Annotated in this window: 18 protein-coding genes, 1 tRNA gene and 1 pseudogene; 11 read left to right on the top strand and 9 right to left on the bottom strand. The window is 66.1% G+C overall.

Features of this window, described 5'->3' with window-relative positions; genetic code table 11:
* Window positions 1-52: 52 nt before the first annotated feature.
* From VNS22_RS03330 to VNS22_RS03315, 4 genes are all read left to right on the top strand, one after another.
* Window positions 53-349, top strand: a complete 297-nt coding sequence (locus VNS22_RS03330; protein WP_325729595.1) for a ribbon-helix-helix domain-containing protein — start codon at window positions 53-55, stop codon at window positions 347-349.
* A 69-nt stretch (window positions 350-418) separates the two neighbouring features.
* On the top strand, window positions 419-814 hold the full coding sequence (locus tag VNS22_RS03325) for a VOC family protein (protein WP_325729593.1): 396 nt from the start codon (window positions 419-421) through the stop codon (window positions 812-814).
* A gap of 31 nt (window positions 815-845) precedes the next feature.
* The gene (locus tag VNS22_RS03320; protein WP_325729591.1) at window positions 846-1,412 is read left to right on the top strand and encodes a hypothetical protein; all 567 of its coding nucleotides are present in this window, start codon (window positions 846-848) and stop codon (window positions 1,410-1,412) included.
* 16 nt (window positions 1,413-1,428) lie between these two features.
* Window positions 1,429-3,000: a GMC family oxidoreductase gene (locus VNS22_RS03315; protein ID WP_325729589.1), complete on the top strand. Its 1,572-nt coding sequence runs from the start codon at window positions 1,429-1,431 to the stop codon at window positions 2,998-3,000.
* 80 nt (window positions 3,001-3,080) lie between these two features.
* Here VNS22_RS03315 and VNS22_RS03310 read toward each other — a convergent pair whose 3' ends face one another.
* The gene (locus VNS22_RS03310; protein WP_325729587.1) at window positions 3,081-3,416 is read right to left on the bottom strand and encodes a Lin0512 family protein; all 336 of its coding nucleotides are present in this window, start codon (window positions 3,414-3,416) and stop codon (window positions 3,081-3,083) included.
* A 154-nt stretch (window positions 3,417-3,570) separates the two neighbouring features.
* On the opposite strand from VNS22_RS03310, the gene VNS22_RS03305 reads away from it, so the two are divergent.
* Complete coding sequence (locus VNS22_RS03305) at window positions 3,571-3,747, top strand: DUF1328 domain-containing protein (RefSeq protein WP_325729585.1); 177 nt, start codon at window positions 3,571-3,573, stop codon at window positions 3,745-3,747.
* A 39-nt stretch (window positions 3,748-3,786) separates the two neighbouring features.
* Here the strand turns inward: VNS22_RS03305 and VNS22_RS03300 are convergent, their stop codons facing one another.
* Window positions 3,787-4,995 carry a YbfB/YjiJ family MFS transporter gene (locus tag VNS22_RS03300; protein ID WP_325729583.1) on the bottom strand — a complete coding sequence of 403 codons (1,209 nt, stop codon included), beginning with the start codon at window positions 4,993-4,995 and terminating at the stop codon, window positions 3,787-3,789.
* A 99-nt stretch (window positions 4,996-5,094) separates the two neighbouring features.
* Here VNS22_RS03300 and VNS22_RS03295 point away from each other — a divergent pair, with 99 nt between their 5' ends.
* Entirely contained in the window at window positions 5,095-6,891 is a 1,797-nt protein-coding gene (locus tag VNS22_RS03295) for an ABCB family ABC transporter ATP-binding protein/permease (protein ID WP_325729581.1), read from the top strand.
* Between the two features lie 34 nt (window positions 6,892-6,925).
* Here VNS22_RS03295 and VNS22_RS03290 read toward each other — a convergent pair whose 3' ends face one another.
* Window positions 6,926-7,816 carry an abortive infection family protein gene (locus tag VNS22_RS03290; RefSeq protein ID WP_325729579.1) on the bottom strand — a complete coding sequence of 297 codons (891 nt, stop codon included), beginning with the start codon at window positions 7,814-7,816 and terminating at the stop codon, window positions 6,926-6,928.
* Window positions 7,817-7,883: 67 nt separating this feature from the next.
* Window positions 7,884-8,939, bottom strand: coding sequence for an EF-P lysine aminoacylase EpmA (gene epmA, locus VNS22_RS03285; RefSeq protein ID WP_325729578.1), 1,056 nt, complete (start codon window positions 8,937-8,939; stop codon window positions 7,884-7,886).
* 134 nt (window positions 8,940-9,073) lie between these two features.
* Here epmA and efp point away from each other — a divergent pair, with 134 nt between their 5' ends.
* Window positions 9,074-9,643 (top strand): elongation factor P, encoded by a 570-nt coding sequence (efp, locus tag VNS22_RS03280; RefSeq protein WP_325729577.1) that lies wholly within the window; start codon window positions 9,074-9,076, stop codon window positions 9,641-9,643.
* Window positions 9,644-9,666: 23 nt separating this feature from the next.
* On the opposite strand, the gene VNS22_RS03275 is transcribed toward efp, so the two are convergent.
* The 5 genes from VNS22_RS03275 to VNS22_RS03255 form a co-directional block, all read right to left on the bottom strand.
* The gene (locus tag VNS22_RS03275) at window positions 9,667-10,479 is read right to left on the bottom strand and encodes a DUF1194 domain-containing protein (protein ID WP_325729576.1); all 813 of its coding nucleotides are present in this window, start codon (window positions 10,477-10,479) and stop codon (window positions 9,667-9,669) included.
* 104 nt (window positions 10,480-10,583) lie between these two features.
* Window positions 10,584-11,252 carry an MBL fold metallo-hydrolase gene (locus VNS22_RS03270; protein ID WP_325729574.1) on the bottom strand — a complete coding sequence of 223 codons (669 nt, stop codon included), beginning with the start codon at window positions 11,250-11,252 and terminating at the stop codon, window positions 10,584-10,586.
* A gap of 118 nt (window positions 11,253-11,370) precedes the next feature.
* Window positions 11,371-12,258 (bottom strand): bifunctional methylenetetrahydrofolate dehydrogenase/methenyltetrahydrofolate cyclohydrolase FolD, encoded by an 888-nt coding sequence (locus VNS22_RS03265; protein WP_325729572.1) that lies wholly within the window; start codon window positions 12,256-12,258, stop codon window positions 11,371-11,373.
* Window positions 12,259-12,325: 67 nt separating this feature from the next.
* Window positions 12,326-12,643, bottom strand: coding sequence for a DUF167 family protein (locus VNS22_RS03260; protein ID WP_325729570.1), 318 nt, complete (start codon window positions 12,641-12,643; stop codon window positions 12,326-12,328).
* A 4-nt stretch (window positions 12,644-12,647) separates the two neighbouring features.
* Window positions 12,648-12,971 (bottom strand): YggT family protein, encoded by a 324-nt coding sequence (locus tag VNS22_RS03255; protein WP_325729568.1) that lies wholly within the window; start codon window positions 12,969-12,971, stop codon window positions 12,648-12,650.
* Between the two features lie 168 nt (window positions 12,972-13,139).
* Between VNS22_RS03255 and VNS22_RS03250 the strand changes: the two genes are divergently transcribed.
* From VNS22_RS03250 to VNS22_RS03235, 4 genes and pseudogenes are all read left to right on the top strand, one after another.
* Window positions 13,140-13,215: transfer RNA gene (locus VNS22_RS03250), tRNA-Ala, on the top strand.
* A 793-nt stretch (window positions 13,216-14,008) separates the two neighbouring features.
* Window positions 14,009-17,050 carry a BPTD_3080 family restriction endonuclease gene (locus VNS22_RS03245; RefSeq protein WP_349261698.1) on the top strand — a complete coding sequence of 1,014 codons (3,042 nt, stop codon included), beginning with the start codon at window positions 14,009-14,011 and terminating at the stop codon, window positions 17,048-17,050.
* Entirely contained in the window at window positions 17,050-18,945 is a 1,896-nt protein-coding gene (locus VNS22_RS03240) for a GmrSD restriction endonuclease domain-containing protein (RefSeq protein ID WP_325729564.1), read from the top strand. Before VNS22_RS03245 ends, VNS22_RS03240 begins: the two co-directional genes overlap by 1 nt.
* A pseudogene (locus tag VNS22_RS03235) lies at window positions 18,945-19,602 on the top strand (site-specific DNA-methyltransferase); the annotation flags it as partial. The gene VNS22_RS03240 and the pseudogene VNS22_RS03235, both read left to right, overlap by 1 nt.

The raw sequence follows: 19,602 nt of genomic DNA, 5'->3' as shown, positions 1-19,602 counted from the left end.
GCTCTCCTTCGAGGCGAGCCTATCCTCCCACAGGACGTTCAGGGAGAGCCCCATGTGCCGGATCTACAGCGCCACCGACGCGAAGCTGTACGAGCAGGTCACCCGGTCGGTTCGGCTTCACGGTGCCGTGACCAGCATCCGACTCGAGGCGAGGTTCTGGACGATCCTGGACGAGATCGCGCAGCGCGAGGGCATCACCACGCCGCGCTTCGTCACCAAGCTCCACGACGAGGTGCTGGACCGCGAGGGCGAGGTGCGCAACTTCGCGTCGCTCCTGCGGGTGGTCTGCACGATCTATCTGGACCGGGTGAAGCCGGCGCTCCAGCCGATGGCGGCCGTCGCGGCGTAGTAGGGCCGTACTACCACCTTTCCTTCAAACGCCTTTAGATTGGCTTCAAAGAAGGAAGGGGAGGTGGTGATGGCGAAGGCCATCCATTCGATGCTGCGGGTCCTGGACCTGGAGCGGTCGGTCGGCTTCTACGAGCACGGCTTCGGCCTGAAGGTCGCCGACCGCTTCGATTTCGACAGCTTCACACTGGTCTATCTGCGCAATGCCGACGCCGATTTCGAACTCGAGCTCACCCTGAACAAGGGCCGCACCGAGCCCTACGACCTGGGCGATGGCTACGGCCATCTGGCGTTCGCCGTGGACGACCTGCAGGCCCAGCACGATCGGCTCGCGGCGGCCGGTGCGGCGCCCACGCCGATCAAGGAATTGTCCCGGGACGGCCGGCCGCTGGCCCGCTTCTTCTTCGTCCAGGACCCGGACGGCTACAAGATCGAGGTGCTGCAACGGCAGGGCCGCTACCAGTGATTCGAGAAGCAAGAAGCAAGGGAGGCTGAGGATGGGCACGAGGCGAATCTACGAGAACCGGCGGGCCTTCCTGCGTAAGCTGGTGCAGGGCACCGCGACCGTGGCCATCGCGGGCGGCACGGTCTCGATCGTGGGCGTGGACGGCGCCTGGGCCATGTCGTTGCAGAGCATCGACGCGCATGGCGCGAAGACGCTGCTGCGCATGACCCGGCTGATGTACCCGCACGACCAGTTGGGCGACTTCTACTACGCCGAGGTGGTCGAGGACCTGGATGGCGAGGCGGCCAAGTCCGCGGAAACCGCCAAGCTCCTGAAGGACGGAGTGGCCACTCTGGACGAGGCGTATGGCCAGCCATGGATCGAGCTGTCCGAGGGCTACCAGCTCCAGGTGATGGAGAAGATCTCGGCCGACCCGTTCTTCGGCAAGGTCAAGGGCGCCACGGTAGTCTCGCTCTACAACAACCCGACGCTCTGGCCGGTGTTCGCCTACCAGGGCAGTTCCGCCGAGTATGGCGGCTATCTCGACCGCGGCTTCGACGACCTCGCCTGGGGTGAGATCCCCGACGAGGAAGCCAGCCCGCCGGCGTACCGGGGCTGAGGGGGAGGAAGCGGCGATGGCCAAGTACGACCTGAACGACGACCATGTGGTGGTGATCGTCGGCAGCGGCGCCGGCGGCGGCACGCTGGCTAACGAACTCTGCCAGCAGGGCATCGACGTGGTGCTCCTGGAGGCGGGGCAGCGCCAGGGGCCGGACACGTTCGTCAACGACGAGTGGGCCTCCTTTGCTCAGCTCGCCTGGCTCGACAACCGGACCACCTCGGGCAGCTGGCGGGTGGCGCGGGACTTCCCGAACCTGCCGGCCTGGATCTGCAAGACGGTGGGCGGCTCCACCACCCACTGGGCGGGCGCTTCGCTGCGCTTCCAGGAGCACGAGTTCAAGGCGCGCACCACCTACGGCGCCATCGACGGTGCCAACCTGCTCGACTGGCCGGTCACGCTGGCCGAGATGGAGCCGTTCTACGACCGGGCCGAGAAGAAGATGCGGGTCACCCGCACCAACGGCTATCCCGGCCTGCCCGGCAACAACAACTTCCGGGTGATGTATACCGGTGCCAAGCGCCTGGGCTACAAGACCGTCCATACCGGGCGGATGGCGATCAACTCGACCCCCTCGGACGATGGCCGCTCCTCCTGCCATCAGGCGGGCTTCTGCTTCCAGGGCTGCAAGTTCGGCGCGAAATGGTCGACCCTGTACACGGAGATCCCGGCGGCCGAAGAAACCGGCCGGCTGGACCTGCGCCCGGGTGCCCAGGCACTGAAGATCGAGCACGACGCCAGCGGCAAGGTCACGGGCGTGCTCTATGCCGACGAGAAGGGCGACCAGCACCTGCAGAAGGCGCGGGTGGTGTGCGTGGCCGGCAACTCGATCGAGAGCCCGCGCCTGCTCCTGAACTCGGCCTCGTCGATGTTCCCGGACGGGCTCGGCAACTCGTCCGGGCAGGTAGGGCGCAACTACATGCGCCACACCACCGGCTCGATCTACGCGACCTTCGAGAAGCCGGTCTTCATGTTCCGCGGCACCACCATGGCCGGGATCATCCAGGACGAGGCGCACCACGACCCCAAGCGCGGCTTTGCCGGCGGCTACGAGCTGGAAACGCTGTCGCTGGGCCTGCCGTTCATGGCGGCCTTCCTGGACCCGGGTGCCTGGGGGCGGGAGTTCACCCGCAAGATGGACCAGTATTCCCACATGGCGGGCATGTGGATCGTCGGCGAGGACATGCCCCGGGAAACCAACCGGGTGACGCTCAACAGCGACGTGAAGGACCGGTTCGGCCTGCCGGTCGCCAACGTCCATTTCGACGACCACGAGAACGACGAGCGGATGCGCAGCCACGCCTTCCGCCAGGGCAGCGAGGTCTATCGCGCGGCGGGCGCGCTCGAGGTCTACGAGGTGCCGCCCTACCCCAGCACCCACAATCTCGGCAGCAACCGGATGTCGGCCGAGGCGAAGGACGGCGTGGTCAACCGCCACGGCCAGAGCTGGGACGTGAAGAACCTGTTCGTGTCCGACGGCAGCCAGTTCACGACCGGTGCCACGGAGAACCCGACGCTCACCATCGTGGCGCTGGCGATCCGTCAGGCGGAGTTCATCCGGGACAGCATGGCCAAGAACGAGATCTGACGGTTCTAGGCCTGGGCGCGTGCGGTTTTCTGCCGCGCGCGCCCTTCCTGATCAGATCAGCCCGAAGCAGACCGGTCCGGTCAGATGCCGACCTCGACTGCTGCCACCACCATGCAGATCTGCCCGAATTCCGGTGTGCCGGACGGCGTCAGCATGCCGCCATCGACCACTTCCAGCGTCACCTCGCCATGGGGGAGCGCCGCCTTCACCGTATCCAGGTCGACCTTGCCGGCACCGTCCGGCACGCCCAGGCGGACATGGACCTTCATCGTGTGCCCTTCATTGGCCAGGGCCCGCATGGCCGGCAGATAATTGTGGCCGATTGCGTCCTTGATCGCCTTGACCGACGCCTTGGTCGGATCCTGCCCCTGCAGATCCGCGCCCATGCCGAGCTCGATGAACATCAGACGGTCCATGCATGTCCTCCCTGGTTGCCTGAGCAATCTTGGCACGCAGCCAGCACGGCGGCTACCGGGAACCGCGTGCCTGGCCAGCACTTGTACCTTGCGAGCCCAAGCAGGCCTGAAGAGGCCTCAACTTGGCTGGAAAACAAGCTGTGAGGTGCGAGCCATGCTCTACTGGGCGCTGGTCTTTCTTGTCATCGCGCTGATCGCGGGCCTGTTCGGCTTCGGCGGTATCGCCTCGGCTTCGGCGGGCATTGCGCAGATCCTGTTCTTCATTTTCTTGGTTCTGCTGGTCGTCAGCCTGATCATGTATTTCGTCCGCGGTCGCGGCACGCGAGTCTAGCTCGGCGTGGCCGCTTCTGCCTGCACGGGCCCGCTTTCGTCAGGAAGCGGGCCCATCTGCATGCAGGCCTCGGGCCACCAGGCGCCGGTGGCACTCGACCAGGACCGCCCCCAGCGCCAGCATGCCGCCGCCTGCCAGGAACAGCACGCTCATCTCGCCGCTCAGCGACAGCAGCTCGGCCATCAGCACCGCACCCAATGCCTGGAGCAGGGCGAACATCATGGTCAGCCGCGCCCAAGCCCGCTGGCGCAGCCGCGGCTCCAGCAGCTCGGTGATCCGGCCTGACGCCAGCGAAGCGGTGGCCGGCGTGAGCGCGCCGACCAGAATGGAGGAGACCACCAGGGCCGGCAGCGTGGGCGTCAGGACCGGCAGCAGCACCGCCGCCGCCTTCACCGCGAGCGCCAGGGTGAAGCTGCGGCCGAAGCCGAGGCGCGCTGCGACCAGCCCCATGGTCGCCGGCCCGAGGGCAGCACCTATCCCGAACAGGCTCCATTGCAGTCCGCCGGCGGCAATTCCCTCGCCCAACTCGCGCGCCACGAAATCGACCCAGTAGACCGTGTGCGGCACGAACCCGACCGCATCGCAGCCATAGGCCATCGCCAAGAGCGGCATCCATGGCCTGGCGGCGACCGGCTCCCCCCGCCCCACCGGACCGGCCGGACCCGCCAGCGAACCCGGCCAGACCTGCCAGGTGGCCACGGCCAGGAACGCGGCGAGCCCGGCCAGCGTCAGCCAGGCGACGGCCGAGCCGAACTCGGCCAGAAACGGCACGACGACCCCCGAAAAGGTGATCCCGACGCCAATGCCGGTGAAGACCAGGCCGCCCGCACTGGCGCGCTGCTCCGGCGGGAGCGCTGCCAGCACGGCGGGTGCCGCCAGCACCATCAGGATGCCGCCGGTCACGCCCGCGACGAAGCGGGCCAGCACCAGCCAGGCGAACGAGACCGGCAGGGCGCAGGCAGCGAGCGACAGCGCCGTTCCGATCATGGCGACCCGCAGGGCGGGCCGCAGGCTGAGCCGTCTGGCCACGGTGCCGCCACTGGCGGCACCGACGAGGTAGCCGATCACGTTGGCGCCGGCGAGGTAGCCCGCCTCCACCGGGTTCAGCCAGCCCTCCCCGACCATGCCGGGCACCAGTGCGGCATAGGCAAACCGGCCGAGGCCGATGCCGGCGAGCAGGGCGGCGAACCCGGCGAGGACCAGTACCAGGAGCGGCGTCGTCAGCCGCAGAGAGCGAAAGGACGTCATCCGGAAGTCGAATCCCAAGGGCGGGCCGGGGCCGGCACCTTGCCGACCGGGGAGCGGGGTACCACGATCCTGGCCAGAGCGCGCCTCCGGGAGAATGGCTTGACCCGTGACATGCCGGCGCCGGCCGGCCAGCTTCCTTCCTTCCGTGCGCTGCTCAAGGTCTTCTGGCCACGCGACCTGCCGGGCCTCCGCCTCCGCTTCGGCGGCACCATCGCGCTCCTCGCCAGCGCTGCGGCGATCAACGCTCTGGTGCCGCTCCTGTTCGCCGCCCTGGTCGACGAGCTGTCCGGCACCCATGCGGCAGCCGTGGCACCTGCCGCGATCCTGGCGGGCTATGTCCTGCTGCAATGGTGCTCACGCCTGGGCAACGAGCTGCGCTGGATGCTCTACGGCCCGCTCGAGCAGCGGCTGCGCCGCCAGGTCGGCCTGAAGGCCCTGGAGCATCTGCACGGCCTGTCCCTGCGCTTCCACCTGGACCGCCGCACCGGCCAGATCGCGAACATCCTCGGCAACGGCCTCGATGGCCTGCGCGAGGTGCTGTTCAACGTCGTGTTCCTGATCCTGCCACTCCTGATCGAGATCCTGTTCGTCGCGGCGGTGATGCTGGTGCGGGTCGCCCCGTTCTTCGCGCTGGTGCTGTTCTGCACCCTGGCGGTCTATCTGGTCGTGCTGGTGGTGGGCTCGGAATGGCTGCGCGGGCACCAGAAGCAGGCGGCCAGCCGCCGTGCCGCCGCGCATGGCGAGGCGATCGACAGCCTGCTCAACTACGAGACCGTGAAGTATTTCGGCAGCGAGGCGGAGATCGCGCGCCGCTACGACGAAAGCCTCGCCGAGGTCGAGACGCTCACGGTCAGGGCCCTGACCTTCCGCAGCCTGACCGGCATCGCCCTCGTCTCGATCCTGGCGGTCGGCATGACCGCGATCCTGTTCACGGCGCTCGGCCGGGTGCAGGCGGGCAGCATGACCGTGGGCGACCTCGTCCTGGTCAACACCTATCTCCTCCAGCTCGTCCGGCCGATGGAGCGGCTGGGCCAGCTCTATCGCCAGATCAAGCAGTCGCTGGTCGACCTGGAGTTGCTCCTGGAACTGATGGCCGAGACCCCGGACATCAGCGACCGGCCGGACGCCCGCCCATTGCGCCCGGGCCAGGGCGAGATCCGCTTCGAGCGGGTGAGCTTCCGCTATGGCGACGACCGGCCGATCCTGACCGACCTCGACTTCACCGTTTCCGCCGGGCAGAAGGTGGCCCTGGTCGGCCCCACCGGCTCGGGCAAGTCGACCGTCACCCGGCTCCTGTTCCGCTTCTATGATCCTACCGCCGGCCGGATCCTGGTGGACGGCCAGGACATCCGCACGGTCACCCTAACGAGCCTGCGCCAGGCGATCGCGGTCGTGCCGCAGGACACGGTGCTGTTCAACCAGACCCTGGCCTACAATATCGGCTTCGGCCGTCCGGACGCCACGCCGGCCGAGATCGAGGCGGCCGCCGAGGCGGCCGAGCTGGACGCGTTCATCCGCATCCTGCCGGACGGCTATGCCACCCTGGTCGGCGAGCGCGGCCTGAAGCTGTCCGGCGGCGAGAAGCAGCGGGTCGCGATCGCCCGTGCGATCCTCAAGCGCCCGCGCATCGTCATCCTGGACGAAGCAACCTCGGCCCTGGACGCCACCACCGAGGAAGCGGTCCAGACCAACCTCGCCCGGCTGGTCCAGGGCGTGACCTCGCTGGTGGTGGCCCACCGCCTGTCCACGGTGGTGGATGCCGACGAGATCCTGGTGCTGGACGAGGGCCGGATCGTCGAGAGGGGCACCCATGCCGAGCTGCTGACCAGGGGTGGGATGTATGCGGAGCTTTGGGCGCGGCAGTCCAGTGTAGAAGATCCGCTCACGAACGCATAAGGAACCAGCGGCACAACCCTACCATATTGACAAATCACTCTATCAACTTGGCAGCCGGCAATTGCCTTCGAAACTTACGTTCCCACGTCTCAATTAGAAAAAGCGCCAGCGTGCTGGACGAGTTGATCGCAAAACGAGCAATTCTCGCATCTATTCGACCATAACCACGCTCACGCCCGTGCGCATCGCCCCCATGTGTTCTTAACGCACCGATCCCTAATACTGCCGTAGTCAACCCACCCAGGATCTGGCGCACATCGTTTTCGATGAGGGGATTTAGGTCTTTGCGTCCTGGTGAGAGATCGAGTGGCTGCTGAACCGCCTTTATCAAGCCATCAATGTCCTTCTTTGCAGGAAGCGGAAGTCTCAGTTCACATAATATCGAGCGACAAACAGACTCTAAGATTGAGCAGGCGGCTGTGACCGCATCCTCCGGGTCCTTGTCGGCACTTTCGAGGGCCCGCTTAATGTCCCTATGCACTGTATCAAAATTAAGCACAGCAGCCTTGTGCGAAAAACTAGTGATTACAGAACCAGAAGCACCACGAACCCGCAGTTCGGGCCTCTCATCGTTAACAAATATCTCCCATCCATCTGACAGCAAAAATTTATTCAAATGCTCGACCACGTCATTTAATTTTTCAGGCGACCTCACATAATATCTTGGATCAATAACATTTGCAATAACCCGGCAGATATCATCTAATCCCGTGTCTCCTTCGGCAACATACCTCAAATAGTTCGTAAGAGCTGCGACTCTTGATCCCAACCTGATATGGAAGTCAAGGTTGCAGTCGAGCATAAAACGCTCGATCTCAGATCCGCTACGATAAATTCCGATGGGAGGACCAGGATCATTGTTGGCACCACCTGAAACGACATCAGCCAAAGCCTTGATCGCAATAGGATAAAATCGTGAAGACATCAATATTCCCGCTCAATTATACCGGAACAACTAAATAGCATGAATCAGTAGCTAGCAACAGAAGGCCCTATGAAGCAGCCTTACTAGCCACCGGCACCCACAGCACATGCTCGATGCTGGGCGCTCCGGTCGCCAGCATCACCAGGCGGTCGAAGCCCAGCGCGATCCCAGCGCTGTCCGGCATGAGCGCCAGTGCTGCCAGGAACTCTTCGTCCAGCGGATAATGGTAGCCGTAGATCGCCTGCATCGCCGCCATGTCCGCCTCGAAGCGGCGGCGCTGCTCGGCAGGGTCGGTCAGCTCGCCGAAGCCGTTGGCGAGCTCGACCCCGCAGGCATAGAGCTCGAAGCGCTCGGCCACCCGGGGATCGGCCGGGCTGCGGCGGGCGAGCGCTGCTTCGGGGATCGGATAGTCGCACAGCACCGTCGGCCGGCCCATGCCCAGGCGGGGCTCGATCCGCTCGACCAGCACCCGGGAGAACACGTCGCTCCAGCCATCGTCCGCGGCCACCCGGATGCCGGCGGCAGCAGCGGCAGCGGCAAGGGCGTCCCGGTCGGTGGTGCCGTCCGGGGCCACGGTCGCCAGCAGGTCGATCCCTTCCCGGGCGAATGCCTCGGCCACGGTCAGCCGCTCCGGCTCCGCGAATGGGTCGGCCAGTTGGCCTCGCCAGCTCAGGCGCCGTGCCCCGGCCGCCTCGGCGGCGAGTGCCAGGATCGCCGCGCAATCGTCCATCAGCCCGGCGCAGCTCCCGCCCACCCGATACCATTCGATCATGGTGAACTCGGGATGGTGCAGCACGCCACGCTCGCGGTTGCGGAAGACATGGGCGAAGGAAACAATGTCGCCGGCCCCCGCCGCCAGCAGCTTCTTCATCGCGAACTCAGGGGAGGTGTGCAGGTGCAGCCGCGCCGTCACGCTGCCGTCGGTCGCCAGCGCTTCGGTCGAAAAGGCGTGCAGATGCGTCTCGTTGCCGGGGGAGAGTTGCAGGCAGGCCGGGTCGACCTCGGTGAAGCCCTGCCCGGCAAACCAGCCGCGCAGGGCGTCGCGGATGCGGTTGCGGCCGAGCAGGAACGGCCGGCGATCGGCATGGACATCCGGGTGCCACCAGGGCGCTGGAGAGGACATGGCAGGAAGGTGGCCTTTGGCTGAAGCGCAATGCGAAGCTGGACCGCAAGCCTGCTTACCGCTAAGCGCGACCCAACTTACCGCCCGGCATGGCTGTCGGGGCGGCGCGGACACGTAGCTGATTAGGACAGGTCATGGTCAAGGTCCTGGCGAGCAGCCTGCGCAAGGGCACGGTCGTCGACATCGACGGCAAGCTCTACACGGTGCTCACCGCCCAGAACATCCACCCGGGCAAGGGCACGCCCGTCACCCAGCTCGATCTCCGGCGCATCTCGGACGGGGTGAAGATCTCCGAACGCTACCGGACCACCGAGCAGGTGGAGCGCGCCTATGTCGAGGACCGGCCCTACACCTATCTCTACGAGGATGGGGACGGGTTCCACTTCATGAACCCGGACAATTACGAGCAGGTCCAGGTGTCCAAGGACATCATCGGCGATAGCGCGCCGTACCTGCAGGAGAACATGACGGTCAACCTCAGCATCCACGAGGGCATCCCGATCGCGTTCGAGCTGCCGAGCCGGGTGACGCTGGAGGTGGTCGAGACCGAGCCCACGGTGAAGGGCCAGACGGCGTCCTCCTCCTACAAGCCGGCAGTCCTATCCAATGGCGTGAAGACCTCGGTCCCGCCGCACATCAGCGCCGGCACCCGCGTGGTGATCTCCACCGATGACGGCTCCTATCTCGAGCGCGCTAAGGACTGAGACTCCGGCTTAAGGATCGGGGCTCACGGATCGCGGTACCAGGAGCCGCGCATCTTCTCGCCGATGCCGCAATCGACCCGCGGCTCGCGCATGGCGACCAGGGTCGGCTCTGGCGGCAGCCCTGCTATCTCCAGCGCCATCTTCTTGCGGATCGCGTCGGCGAAGTCGGCGGTGGCCAGCACCGGCACGACGAAGGCGCCGGTGCCCGCGATCACGCAGTCCTCGTAATAGGTGTCCAGGTCGAAGCCGGTCACGGTCGGGAGCTGCGAGCTCTTGATCATGATCGGCAGGCCGTTCACCACGATCCCGCGGTCGGCGACCTCGTCCCGCACCGGCGGGACCGGTGCACCGGAATTGTTCGGGCCGTCCCCGGAGATGTCGATGATCTGCCGGTCGCCGGCAAAGCCGTTGCCGTCGAACTGGGCGGCCGCATATTGCAGGGCGGCCGAGATCGAGGTGTAGCGGGTGCGGCCGAGCGGCGCGTCGGCCAGGCGATCGGCGAAGCGCACCGCGGCGTCCGGACCGTCGATCAGCTGCCAGGGCACCACTGTCGACTGGGAGCGCGGCCCGGCCCATTCCACATAGGCCAGGGCGATCCGCTGCAGCGGCCCGGACAGGATGGCATTCATCACCTCGTCATGGGTGATCGCCTCCAGATAGCCGGCACGCTGGAGGCGCTGCTCGTCCAGGTCCATCGAGCCCGAAACGTCGACCGCCAGCACCAGTTCCAGGTCCACCGGCAGGTCCGCGCCGGCCGCCGGCAGGGCCGGAGCCGCCAGCAGGCCGAGCAGCAGCCCATAGGCTGGCCATCGAACGGTCGGGGATCCCTGCGGCATGCCGGCACCTCGCTCGCCTGATTCTGTCAGACTGAGGCCGAAGCTGCCTTTTGGTCAACTCTGGATTGGGTCACCGATGCCGCAGGCCGAAGCGGCAGGGGCGGTCAGCCCTGCAGGAACGGGTTGCCCAGGCGCTCCGCGCCGATCGTGGAGCCGGGCCCATGGCCGCAGACGAAGGCCATGTCGTCGCCGAGCGGCAGGATCCTGGTCCGAATCGACCGGATCAGGGCGTCGGTGTCGCCGTAAGGGAAGTCGGTACGCCCGACCGAGCCGCGGAACAGGACGTCGCCCAGGATCGCAAAGCCCAGCGCCGGTGCCGCGAAGGCCAGATGCCCGGGTGTGTGGCCCGGGCAATGGAGGACATCGAAGGGATGGCCGGCGATCGTGACCTGTTCGCCCTCGGCCAGCCAGCGGTCGGGGACCAGGTTGCGGGCACCCTCGATGCCGAACTGCAGCGCCTGCTGCTCCAGGCCCTCCAGCAGGAACGCGTCACGGCGATCCGGCCCTACCACCGGTATCGCGGGTGCGCCCTCGGCACGGCTGGCGTTCAGCTGCTCCTGCAACAGGGCAGCGCCGGCGGCATGGTCGACATGACCATGGGTCAGCAGGATCTGCTCGACCTTCACGCCGTGGCGCGACAGGGCGGCCAGGATCATCGGCACGTCGCCGCCGGGATCGACCACGGTCCCCACCCCGCTGGCATCATCGAACAGGATGGTGCAGTTCTGCCGGAACGGGGTGACCGGCACGACCACGGCCTTCAGCGCGCACATATTGGAACGATCTCCTGGGCATAGCCTAGCGGCAAGTTGATGATTCGGGGCACTGGTCGCAAGCCTGCCCCACGCAGGATGGTCCGATACGGGATCGCCGTCCGGCGCCCCTGCCCGGTCACCCTTGCCGGCGATGCCGCGCGCGCGCCGCAATCAGCGTGTTGTCGAGCAGGCAGGCCACCGTCATCGGCCCGACGCCACCCGGGACCGGGGTGATGGCACCGGCCCTGCCCTGTGCCTCGGCAAAGGCAACATCGCCCACCAGCTTCGACTTGCCATCCTCCCCGGCCACTCGGTTGATCCCGACATCGAGCACAGTGGCGCCGTGGCCGATCCAGTCGCCGCGCACCAGTTCCGGCCGGCCCACCGCCGCCACCAGGATCTCGGCCCCGCGGCACAAGCCGGACAGGTCCCGGCTGCGCGAGTGGGCGATCGTGACGGTGCAGTTCGCCGCCAGCAGCAAGGCGGCCAGCGGCTTGCCGACGATGTTGGAGCGGCCGACCACCACCGCGTGGCGGCCGCCGAGATCGCCCAGCGCCTCCTCCAGGAGAATCATGCAGCCCTTGGGCGTGCACGGCAGCAGGAGATCGGATGGGATCCGGCCGCTCGCCGAGAACAGCCGGCCGACATTGAGCGGGTGAAAGCCGTCCACGTCCTTGGCGGGATCGATCGCACCCAGCACCCGCGCCGCATCGATCCGGTCGGGCAGCGGCAGCTGGACCAGGATGCCGTGCACGCCCTGGTCCTCGTTCAGGGCCGCGACCGTCGCCAGGACCTCCTCGGTGCCGGTCGTGTCGGGCAGCTCGATCAGCCGCCCGGCCATGCCGGCCGCCTCGGCCATTTTGGTCTTGGTGCCGACATAGGCGAGGCTAGCGGGGTGACGGCCGACCAGGACCACGGCCAAGCCGGGCACCGGCCCGCCGGCCGCCACCAGATCTTGGACCTCCCGGACGACCTTGTCGCGCAGTCGCCCGGCCGCAGCCTTGCCGTCGATGATCCTGGTCATGCCTCGAGCCTCTCCTCGCCTGTGGTCCCGTACCGCTCCTGGCCTGCACCCGTCACCGACCGACTGTTCATCCCGATCCCGACGCCAGTCTCTCCAGAACGGCAATCAGCCGTGCCGGGTCACCCGCGATCCGCAGGCGCTTGCGCCGGCTGCTTTGGCCAGCCTGCAGCTCGATCGCGGACGGGGCGATGTCCAGCGCCTTGGCCAGCTCGGCGATCACCGCCCGGTTGGCCTTGCCGTCCGCCGCGACCGCGGTGACCCGGACCACCAGCCAGGCCGAGCCGTCCGCCTCGACGACGACGCCGTCGATGCCGTTGCGCCCTGCACGTGGCTTGGCGCGCACCGCCAGCTCGACCGCGGCGCCGGCTGGACGCCAGGCCGGCAATGGCTCAGCCGCCCGGGACGATCTGCATCTCGTTGCGATAGGCCATCGGCAGGAGCAGGTCGTAGACGATCAGGTTGCGGGCGAAATGGATCAGCAGGATCAGGATCACCGGGCTGATGTCGATGCCGCCGAGATTGGGCATGATCCGCCGGATCGGTGCCAGCGCCGGCTCGGTGATCCGGTAGAGGAACGTGCCGATCGTGTGCACCAGCGGCTGGCGCGGATTGACGACGTTGAACTGCACGAGCCAGGTGAGGATCACCGCGGCGAACAGCAAGGTGAGATAGATGCTGACCGCGGTGTCGATCAGGTTCGCGAGTGCGTACATCGTCCTGCCAGGCCCAAGGGTCCACGCTGCACCCGTCATCCGGGTGCGCGCGGATCATATCGGAACGCCCCGGCCTTACCAGACCCCGCGCTCGCTGCCCCGGCACCGATCCCGCCCCATGACTGCTTGACAGTCCGTCGCCCATGCCCGATACCCCGCGCCCGGTGAGGGGCCGTAGCTCAGCTGGGAGAGCGCTAGAATCGCACTCTAGAGGTCGTCGGTTCGATCCCGATCGGCTCCACCACCGAAACCAGCATTCTCAATGGTTTAGCTGGTACCATATGATCCAGGAACCTCGCCCCGGGTTCTCTGGGAAGCATCTGGGAAGCAGTCGGCGGTAAGCGCAGGCGTCCCCGATCGAAGCGCCCGGTTTCCTTTCGCGCCAGTTCCAGTTCTCCTTCCCGAACGTCTCGCTCTGAGGCGCGACCATTGGTGCATGCCATCGTGCCTCCACTGGGCGTCGAGGCATGAGCACGGGCCGATGATGTCCCATGCCGAGCAGTCTCCCATTTCATGGGGAACGGGTGGAACATGGGGAACGGGCTCCCCAACCGCCTGCTCTCTTCGAGTCCGACCGCTGCCGATCCGTGCCGTTGTCCTGCTGGACCTCGTCCAGGGCGTGACCTCGGAATAGGCCTGGGCGACTTCTGCCACACCCGGTCGCGGGGTCGGCACGCATCGGTCGGTCCGATCACAACCTCAACCAGTTCAGCCGGAAGCCGATGATCGAATGAAGCTTCCTCATCCGCTGAGCTCATACGGCTCAGCGGTCCGTCATGGCATAGGGGAAACAGCTTCGCCGACAATGCCTCAGAATTTCGGGCGTGATATAGCCATAGACGGCGGGAGATGCCATCCTCGCAGGCAGGCGCTGACTTATGCCGATTTGCCAGCGCCCTACGGAGATTCATTAGAATAGATTCAATAATATTAGATATATATGAGTTGTATTGATAAGATTACAAGATTTTTATGAAATTTACTATCAGATGCAGCAAGTAACCTCGATCTAATTTGCCGGGGGCTATACAAGAACAATGTCAGAGCAGTTCTTCGAGAAGCCGATCCTCAACTCTCCGTATCTACCGCCTGGCCGCCACTGGGAGCTGGTCGACGGCCAACCGACCAACCGCATCCTGCCAGCGCGCCGCCCCTGCGACCTGATCACGCCAGTTCCGCCTTCGAAGAAGCAGCGAAAGTCGCCACACCAGGCAGCCATGGTGCTGGACAGCGGCGACGGATTGTCGACCGGAGAGCAGGAATACAATCCCCGGCCGATCATCAACGAAGTCCGGCAGTACGTCGAAGCTTGGCGCAAGCTGCCGAACCCGGACCAGTGGCAGGTCACGCCCGAGACGGCACGGCTGCTCAAGCACTGGCGCAGCCATGAGTTCCAGGGCGTCCGGCCCTTCTTCTGCCAGGTCGAGGCGGTGGAGACGGCGATCTGGCTGGCCGAGGTAGCGCCGAAGTCGGGCGCGAACGCCAAGTTCTGGAACCACCTGAAAGGCGCGAACGAGCAGGCGAACCCCGAACTCCTGCGCATCGCGCTGAAGCTCGCGACCGGGGCCGGCAAGACGACCGTCATGGCCATGCTTATCGCCTGGCAGACCGTCAACGCCGTCCGCCACCCGAACAGCAGGTCGTTCTCGCGCGGTTTCCTGATCGTGGCCCCCGGCATCACCATCCGCGACCGCCTGCGCGTCCTGCTGCCGAACGATCCCGAGAGCTACTACCAGCACCGCGAGCTGGTGCCGGCCGACATGCTGCCGGAGATCGCCAAGGCCAAGATCGTCATCACCAACTACCACGCCTTCAAGCCGCGCGAGCGCATGGAGGTCTCGAAGGTTGGCCGCTCACTCCTGCAGGGCCGCGGCCCCGCCTTGAAGACGATGGAGACCGAAGGCCAGATGCTGCAGCGGGTCATGCCGGAGCTGATGGGCCTGAAGAACATCGTCGTCCTCAACGACGAGGCCCACCACTGCTACCGGGAGAAGGTCAAGGACCCGGCCGGCGACACCCTGGCGGACCTGAAGGGCGAGGAGAAGGATGAGGCCAAGGAGAACAATGAGGCCGCGCGCCTCTGGATCTCGGGCCTGGAGGCGGCAAAGCGCAAGCTGGGCCTAGCTGCCGTCTACGACCTCTCCGCCACGCCGTTCTTCCTCCGGGGCTCCGGCTATATCGAAGGGACTCTGTTCCCCTGGACCATGAGCGACTTCTCGCTGATGGATGCGATCGAGTGCGGTATCGTGAAGCTGCCGCGCGTGCCGGTCGCCGACAACATCCCCGGCGGCGACATGCCGAAGTTCCGCAACCTGTGGGAGTATATCGGGAGACGATTGCCGAAGAAGGGGCGGGGCGCTTCCGGCAAGGCCCTCGACCCGCTGAGCCTGCCGTCCGAGCTGCTGACTGCGCTCGAAGCCCTCTACGGCCACTACCAGAAGACCTTCGACCTCTGGCGGGAGCACGGCATCTCGGTGCCGCCCGTATTCATCGTGGTCTGCAACAATACGTCGACCTCGGAACTCGTCTACAAGTACATCTCCGGTTTCGAGCGCACCAACGACGACGGCACGACGACGCTGGAGAACGGCCGTCTGCCGCTGTTCCGCAACTACGACGACTACGGCAACCATGTCGGCCGCCCCAACACCATCCTGATCGACAGCGCCCAGCTCGAATCCGGCGAAGCCCTCGACAAGGACTTCCGCGAGATGGCGTCCGACGAGATCGAGCGATTCCGGCGTGAGATGATCGACCGCACCGGCGACATCCGTGCCGGCGACACGATCGACGATGCGACCCTGCTGCGCGAGGTCATGAACACGGTCGGCAAGAAGGGCCGGCTCGGTGAGCAGGTCCGCTGCGTCGTCTCGGTCTCCATGCTAACCGAAGGCTGGGACGCCAACACCGTCACGCACATCCTGGGCGTGCGCGCCTTCGGTACGCAGCTCCTGTGTGAGCAGGTCGTGGGGCGGGCGCTGCGCCGCCATTCCTACGACCTGAATGAGGAAGGCCTGTTCAACGTCGAATATGCCGACGTCCTCGGCATTCCGTTCGATTTCACCGCCAAGCCGGTCGTTTCCCCGCCGGCCAAGCCGCGCGAGACCGTCCGGGTCCACGCGGTGAAGCCCGACCGCGACCACTTGGAGATCGCCTTCCCCCGGGTCGAAGGCTATCGCGTCGAGCTTCCCGACGAACGCCTGGACGCCCGGTTCAGCCCCGACTCAGTCCTGAAGTTGACGCCCGAGCTGGTCGGCCCTTCCGTTACCAAGAACCAGGGCATCATCGGCGAGGGCGTCGACCTGGACCTCAGGCACCTCAAGGAGATGCGAGACTCCAGCCTCCTGTTCCACCTCGCCCGGCATCTCTTGTACCACAAGTACCGCGACCCTGGAGAGGAGCCGAAGCTCCACCTGTTCGGCCAGCTCAAGCGGATCGTCCGCCAATGGCTGGACGGCGGGTATCTCCGTTGCACGGGCGGCACCTATCCGGCACAGCTCGTTTATCGCGAGATCGCGGACATGGCCGCCGAGCGGATCAAGGCCGCGATCACCGAGACCCTGGCGGGCGACCGCCCGGTTAAGGCGATCCTGGACGCCTACAACCCGACAGGCTCCACCGCCTACGTCAACTTCACGACCTCCAAGGCGCTGCGATACCAGACCGACCCGCAGAAATCCCACGTCAACTGGGTGGTGTGCGACAGCGACTGGGAAGGGGAGTTCTGCCGGGTCGCCGAAGCCCATCCGCGCGTGCGCGCCTATGTGAAGAACCAGGGTCTCGGCCTGGAGGTCCCCTACCTCCACGGTTCCACCCCGCGCCGCTACCTCCCCGACTTCATCGTCCGAATCGACGATGGTCACGACGACCTCCTCAACCTCGTTGTCGAGGTGAAGGGCTTCCGCGGCGAGGACGCCAAGGACAAGGCGAACGCCATGCGCGCCTACTGGGTGCCGGGCGTGAACAACCTCGGCAGGTTCGGCCGCTGGGCGTTCGCCGAGTTCACCGCCGTCTACGAGATGGAGGACGGCTTCCGCCAGCTGATCGATCAGTACGTCCAGAAGAGCGAAGCGGCCTGATGTTCGACACGACCAAGGAAGACCTGAAGGACCTCCTGCGCGAGGTCGATGCCGGCCGGCTGCAGCTGCCCGAATTCCAGCGAAGCTATGTGTGGGGCGATGCCGACATCCGGAGCTTGCTGGCGTCCGTCGCCAAGGGCTTCCCGGTCGGCGCCCTCCTGACCCTGCAGACCGGCGGCGACCTGAAGCTGAAGCCGCGCCTCCTGGAAGGCGTTTCGCCCAGGCAGGTCGAGCCGACCGAGCTGCTGCTCGATGGCCAGCAGCGGATCACCTCGCTCTATCAGACCACCTATTCGAAGCTTCCGGTCCGCACGCGGACCGACAAGGGCGTGGAAGTCGAGCGCTACTATTACGTCGACATCAAGAAGGCGATCCAGAGCGATGCCGACATCGAGGACGCCATCTTCGGCATCCCGACCGACAAGACCCTGCGCGAGGACTTCGCCCGGAAGATCGTCCTGGATCTGAGCACGCGGGATCTGGAGTTCGAGAACCACATGTTTCCGCTCAACCAGGTCTTCGACGCGAAGGACTGGTTCTACGACTGGCGGGATCACTGGCGGGCGAAGGGCCAGGACGTGTCCGACATGGAACGCGCCTTCGACCGTGCGGTCGTCGACGCTGTGCAGCGCTACAAGATGCCGATCATCCGCCTGGACAAGCGCAACAGCCGCGAGGCGATCTGCCTGGTCTTCGAGCGGGTGAATGTCGGCGGCAAGAAGCTCGACGCGTTCGAGCTGGTGACCGCCATGTACGCCGCCCACGAGTTCGACCTGCGCCTGGACTGGCAGGGCTCCGCCGACGGCAAGAATGGCGGGCGGCGCGGCAGGATCATCGGCGGGCCGAATCGCCGAGACGTTCTGGCGGAGATCGCCAGCACCGACTTCCTGCAGGCCTGCACCCTGCTCCATACCCGCCAGCGCCGCCTGGAAAAGGCGGCGCAGCTGGGGAAGACGGCGCAGGACGCGTCCGCCAAGGAACTGCCTGCCGTCAGCTGCAACCGCGATGCGGTCCTGGCCCTTCCGCTCGAAAGCTACAAGGCGTTCGCGGATGCGGTCGAACGCGGTTTCGTCACGGCCGGCACCTTTTTGAACGAGCACAAGATCATCTGGCACAGGGACGTGCCCTACCCGCCGCAGCTCGTGGCGCTGGCCGGCGTCTTCGCGGTCCTGGGCGCGCAGGCGGAGACGGCCGCCGCCAAGGAGAAGCTTTCCCGCTGGTTCTGGTCGATCACCTTCGGCGAGCTCTACGGTTCGGCGACCGAATCCAGGATGGCCCGCGACGTGCCGGAGCTGATCGACTGGCTGTCCGGCACCGGCGCCCCGCCCCGCTCGATGGACGAAGCGCTGTTCCAGAAGGACCGCCTCCGCTCCCTGCGCATCCGGCTGTCCGCCGCCTACAAGGGCCTCCATGCGCTCCTGATGCGCCATGGCTGCCGCGACTTCATCTCCGGGAAGCCCGTCGACATCATGACCTTCTTCAACGACCGGATCGACATCCACCACATCTTCCCGCAGGCGTGGTGCAGGAAGGCCAGCATCAAGCCCGCCGTGTTCAACTCGATCGTCAACAAGACCCCGCTTTCCCGGCGGTCGAACATCCTGATCAGCGGCGATGCGCCCTCGGTCTATCTCCGGCGCCTCGAACGCCAGCAGGGGATCGCGTCCGACCAGTTGGACACCATCCTCCGCTCGCACATGATCGAGCCCTCCCACCTGCGCAACGACGACTTCGACGCCTTCTTCAAGGCGCGCATGGAGGTGCTGGCCGGTCTCGTCGGCGACGCCATGGGTAAGCCGGTCGTGCAGACCGATGCCGTGCCCGAGCCCGCACCGGACACGAGCGACCCAGACGAGATCGAGGAGAACGAAGCGCTCGATGCGGAGGCGGCGTGATGGCCAGAAAACCGATCGACGTCGCCACGCTGCGGCACGACGCCGCGAAGCGGAAGAACATCCCGACCGCCGAGTTCGAATCGCTGATGGCGTCGGAGGACAAGAGCCCGATCCAGGTCGCCTACGAGCGCCGCAACCGCGACCTCGACCCGCAGCTCGTCTGGCGCGGCAAGGACGAGCAGGACTGGTCCGACCTCGTGGTGGCGGCCCCGCCCCTCTACATCCAAGAGAAGGTTCACCCGCAGGCGCTGATCGAGGACCTGCGCCGCCAGACGAGCGAGCGTAAGGATGCGGGCGCAGATGCGCCCAACCTGTTCGCCGACTTCAACGGCCTGCCGGACCTGGAGGCGAAGACCGAGTTCTACCGGCACGACCAGCACTGGTCGAACCGGATGATCCTGGGCGATTCGCTCTCGGTAATGGCAAGCCTCGCCGAGCGCGAGGGGCTGCGCGGGCAGGTGCAGTGCATCTATTTCGACCCGCCCTACGGGATCAAGTTCAACTCGAACTTCCAGTGGTCGACGACGTCGCGGGACGTGAAGGACGGGGCGAAGGACCACATCACACGAGAGCCGGAGCAGGTTCGGGCATTTCGCGATACTTGGCGGGACGGGATACACTCGTACCTGACGTATTTGCGCGACCGGCTGACGGTGG

Source organism: Geminicoccus sp. (genome assembly GCF_035556675.1).
Taxonomy (GTDB): domain Bacteria; phylum Pseudomonadota; class Alphaproteobacteria; order Geminicoccales; family Geminicoccaceae; genus Geminicoccus.
This window is presented reverse-complemented; position numbering and strand designations above follow the sequence as displayed.